This is a genomic window from Legionella tunisiensis (genome assembly GCF_000308315.1).
Taxonomy (GTDB): domain Bacteria; phylum Pseudomonadota; class Gammaproteobacteria; order Legionellales; family Legionellaceae; genus Tatlockia; species Tatlockia tunisiensis.
Map to the genome: position 1 here is coordinate 1 of NZ_CALJ01000214.1, position 4688 is coordinate 4688.

Consider the following 4688-nt stretch of genomic DNA (forward strand, 5'->3'; position numbering starts at 1 on the left):
ATTACCAAGGCAGTCAAACAATAAAGAAACCATTTAGCTGAAAGCTCAAAGGAAAAATAAATGAGTACCAAGTATCTTTCAACTAAGAGCGCCGCTAGCTGCTTTGTAAAAGACGAAAAATGCTATGATAGTTTATTCGTATGAGGAATCAGCAAGATCTTAAAGGTATGTATCACTTACCAATTAATAAATTGCGTGCCGATACACCAGGATGCCAACAGGTAGTGCACTTCAATAATGCAGGGGCGGCGTTATCACCCAATCCTGTAATAACCGCGATGAAAGAACATCTTGATTTAGAAGCTACCACAGGCGGTTATGAAGCAGCAGCGCTTCATCTACCTCAAACCGAAAAACTATATACTAATGCCGCCCGCTTAATCCATTGTAAATCTCAAGAAATCGCCTTTGTCGATAATGCTACCCGAGCGTGGGAAATGGCTTTTTATAGCTTTCAATTTAACATGGGTGATCGTATTCTTACCGCATGTTGTGAGTACGCCAGTAATTACCTCGCATTCCTTCATATGACAAAACGAGTCGGTGTCAAGATTGAAGTTATCGCTAATGACCGTTATGGTCAACTTGATTTAGCGGATTTACAACAAAAGATAGATAAGCGAGTTAAATTAATAGCCATCACCCATGTACCAACCCAAGGCGGCCTTATTAATCCGATTGCTAAGGTAGGTAAAATCGCTAAACAGCACGGAATTCCCTATTTAGTGGATACCACACAATCCATTGGCCAAATGCCTATTGACGTCGAAGAAATTGGTTGTGATTTTTCTGTGCGCTAGTGGCCGTAAGTACTTGCGCGGCCCGCGCGGAACTGGTTTTTTATACGCTCGTGATTCAATCCTTTCCCAATACGCCCCCCTTTTATCGATCTGCATGCTGCTCGCTGGATTAGTGATAATGACTACCAACTACGCACAGATGCACGTCGTTTTGAAACCTGGGAACAAAACATTGCTGCTAAAATTGGTTTGGGTGTAGCCATTGAGTACGCGCTTGGACTTGGTATTGATGTTATTTGGCAAAGGATTCAATATCTCGCAACACGATTACGCCAACAATTAGCCACCCTACCGTCACTAGAATTGCGCGACCTCGGTCAACATCAATGTGGTATCGTTACGTTCACTTGTAAAAAATAACACCAGCTGTTATACAACAAGAATTAAACAAGCAAAAAATTAATGTCTCGGTTTCCCTGCAGGAATACGCTCGCCTGGATTTGGCGCAAAGAAATTTACCCGCTTTAGTCCGTGCATCCATTCATTATTACAACAATGAAGAAGAAATCGACCAATTTTGTAGTACCTTAGAAGCCTTGTTACAAGCGTGTTAATCGTTGCTTTTGATATTGACTCAACAACACTAAACTGTTGACTAAAAAGTTAAGAAAGCGGTCATAATCGGTACGATAATGAAGAAATGCCAGCGCGTAGTTAAAACAATATCCAATATAAAGATGGCCAGGTATTGATTGATAAGTATTGCAGTAGTGACAGCCAATAATCCTGCATAAAAACCGATGATTAACGATTCACTACTTTGGATCCAAATGAGCTGTCTCTGTCCCATGCCCAAGATTTTCAGAATTTGAGTTTCTTTCTGTTTTAAACCACTAAAAGACAACATGGCTAAGATCACAATGATTAAACCTGCTAAAGCACCAAAAAAGCCATAAAATTAATGGCCTTGCTCGTATTATCAAAGATAGAATGAATTTTATTTAATATATTTGCAATGTCGATGATAGTAATATTAGGAAATTGAGTAACAAGAGCATTTAACACTTTTTGCTGACTGCTTTTCAGATAAATACTGGCAATATACGTTTGTGGAAAATCGTTAAGGAGACCTGGCCTGAATAACATAAAAAATTAGGTGTAAATCCAGCCCAATCGACCGTACGAATACTAGTGACCTTGGTAGAAATAGTTGTTATTCCAATTCGAAAAGTCATAACATCCTGTAATTTTAAACCCAGCTGATTAGCCACTCCCTGCTCTATAGATACCCAATTTTCCGTTTTATCAGCTACTGACCAATATCCAGCTACAATTTTGTTATCTTGAGGTAATGCAGAAGTCCATGACAAGTTAATTTCTCGCTGCAATGCATTAATCTCTTTCATTTTTTCGCCAAACAATCGTTGCACTGGCTGACCATTAATAGCGATCAATCGTCCTCTAACCATAGGATAAAGATTGGAGGTCCTAATATCATTTTTCGCTAAAAATTGAGTTAATGCCTCAACTTGGTTAGGTTCAATATTAACAATAAAGTAATTAGCCGCAGTATCAGATAATTGCTGCTGCCAATTATGTATTAAATCGTTCCTAAGGATATATAAACTCAGGATTGCTGTTAAAGCCAAACCAATGCCGATCACTTGCAAAGAACTATTGGCAAGATTTCTCGCAATGTTCGCAAAACCAAAACGCCAATTAAGATGGATATAATGTTTAATCTTGATCAAATAATTAAAAATAAGCCATAAACTACCTGTAACTACCGCAATAAATCCCAAACAGGTATATAGGACACTTAGTGTGAGACGCCAGGAATGCGTATAAAAATAAGCAAGTCCAGCAAGCAATAAAAAAGCCAGGCCATAACCCAACCAGGTTTCAGTGGTCCAGGCCAATTTCTCTTTACGCAAAATAGTAGCTGCTGTCACATGACGCAGTTTTAAAATATTCATTAACGAAAAACATAACAAAACGACCATGCCAGTAGTAACACTTAACAAAGCCGGCTTTATGGTTAAATGCACCTTAAATTGTGGCAATAAGCCACTTAGCCATTGTTTCAATAAAGGCTGTAAAATATAGCCCAGAGAAACACCCAACAAGCAAGAGATAAATCCTAAAAAAGAATACTACCTAAATAAACACCAATAATCTGGCGTTGAGAGGCTCCAAAGCAGCGTAAAATTGCAACCTGCTGTGTATGACGCTGACTATAACGAAGACTAGCCATACTAATCGCCACACCAGCTAATACCAGGCTCATTAAAGTGCCTAAATTAAGATAATCCAAAGTACGTTGGATCGTTTGAGTAACAGAGAGATTTGAGGTTCCATCAGCTAACTCCTGCTGTTCTGTCAGTTTATCTTTTAAATAATATTTTAATTGTTCAATGCTATTTTTCTCACCGGTTAGTAGCCAGCGGTAAGCTAAATTACTACCTGGCTGAACAACCTTGGTTTTGAGAATATCAGCCTGATTCATCATGATTCTTGGCGAAATATTAAACCAATCTCCTGTCTGACCAGGCTCTTCTATCAACAATGCAACTACTGTAAAATCTGCTGCTCCAATAGTTAACCTCTCACCTACAGCGATATTTAACAAGGGCAGTAAACGAGGACTTAACCAAACTGTACCGTTTTCAGGTACACCATGTATGCTGTGTGTTTGTTCAGATAAGGTATTAGCAATTTTTAACTCCCCTAACAGGGGATAAGGAGCCTTGATCGACTTAATTTGGGCCAGTTGCAAATTATCGTTATGAGCTACCATACTTAAGAAAGTTAACGTAGTTGTTTGCTTCAATCCCAGCTCTTCAGCCTTGATAAACCACTGCGAAGAAATCGGCACACTACTTCTAACAACCAAATCTGCGCCTAGCATTTGTGAAGCTTCCTGCACTAATTGTTGATTCACCATTCCAGCAAAAATAGTTAATGCACTCACACAAGTAACAGCAATCACTAAAGCCAGGGACAAAAGAGTCAACTCACCACTCCGCCAATCCCGTAGCACTGACTGTACAGTTAAGGGTGTCTTCAACATATCAATTTTCCATCATCAAGAGGCCAATGCAGCTGACAACGCTTCGCTAGACTCTCATCATGCGTAACAATTACTAACGTTGTCTGATGTTGCTTGTTCAGATCAAAGAGTAAATCAGCTATTGTTTGCCCTGTTCTTTTATCCAAATTACCAGTAGGTTCATCGGCAAAAAGCACATCTGGAGCTGCAGCAAACGCTCTAGCAATAGCAACTCGCTGCTGTTCACCACCCGACAATTGGAGTGGATAATGTTCGCCTCGATGTCTTAAACCCACTTTACCAAGCCAATACATCGCCAAAGGTAAGGCCTCTTTTCGATGTTGAATCTCCAATGGCAACATAATATTTTCTAACGCAGTTAAGTTAGTAAGCAATTGAAAAGATTGAAAAATAAATCCAACGCGGTTAGCTCGCAATTTGGCTCGTTCATCTTCGCCCAAGCTTGTTATTTCTTGTGATCCATAATAGACCTGACCTGAGGTGGGAACATCTAAACCTGCCATAATATTTAATAAAGAAGTTTTGCCTGAACCAGATGCTCCAGTAATGGAAATAGTGGCTCCCGCTTGGATTTCTAAACTAATATCTTTCAAAATATGCAGATGACTAGAGCCACTCATTACTATAAAATTTATTTTATCCAAGCGAATGACAACATCCTGACTATTCATGAAATCCGCTATCCTAGCAATATTCCTATTAATTTTTATCATAGCACCAATGCATGCAAAAACGATTGTTGTGCTTGGTGATAGTTTGAGTGCAGGCTATGGTATCGATGAAGAAAAAGGCTGGGTTAGCTTACTCAATAAGGAATTACAAAATAATCATTATTCTTACCAGCTTGTTAATATCAGCACCAGTGGTGATACGACAAG

Annotated in this window: 4 protein-coding genes and 2 pseudogenes; 2 read left to right on the top strand and 4 right to left on the bottom strand. The window is 39.1% G+C overall.

What is annotated here, in order from left to right; genetic code table 11:
- The first annotated feature begins 278 nt into the window (after positions 1 to 278).
- Positions 279 to 1160, top strand: a pseudogene (locus BN58_RS34280) (aminotransferase class V-fold PLP-dependent enzyme).
- A gap of 235 nt (positions 1161 to 1395) precedes the next feature.
- On the opposite strand, the pseudogene BN58_RS12700 reads toward BN58_RS34280, so the two are convergent.
- From BN58_RS12700 to BN58_RS12720, 4 genes and pseudogenes are all read right to left on the bottom strand, one after another.
- Positions 1396 to 1680, bottom strand: a pseudogene (locus BN58_RS12700) (hypothetical protein); the annotation flags it as partial.
- Between the two features lie 142 nt (positions 1681 to 1822).
- Positions 1823 to 2866 (bottom strand): ABC transporter permease, encoded by a 1044-nt coding sequence (locus tag BN58_RS12710; RefSeq protein ID WP_026069454.1) that lies wholly within the window; start codon positions 2864 to 2866, stop codon positions 1823 to 1825.
- Between the two features lie 14 nt (positions 2867 to 2880).
- The gene (locus BN58_RS12715) at positions 2881 to 3810 is read right to left on the bottom strand and encodes an ABC transporter permease (RefSeq protein ID WP_026069455.1); all 930 of its coding nucleotides are present in this window, start codon (positions 3808 to 3810) and stop codon (positions 2881 to 2883) included.
- Positions 3804 to 4481, bottom strand: coding sequence for an ABC transporter ATP-binding protein (locus BN58_RS12720; protein ID WP_019217160.1), 678 nt, complete (start codon positions 4479 to 4481; stop codon positions 3804 to 3806). Before BN58_RS12720 ends, BN58_RS12715 begins: the two co-directional genes overlap by 7 nt.
- Positions 4482 to 4530: 49 nt before the next feature.
- Between BN58_RS12720 and BN58_RS37060 the strand changes: the two genes are divergently transcribed.
- Positions 4531 to 4688, top strand: a 158-nt coding sequence (locus BN58_RS37060; protein ID WP_332247981.1) for an SGNH/GDSL hydrolase family protein, incomplete at its 3' end; no start/stop codon positions are given.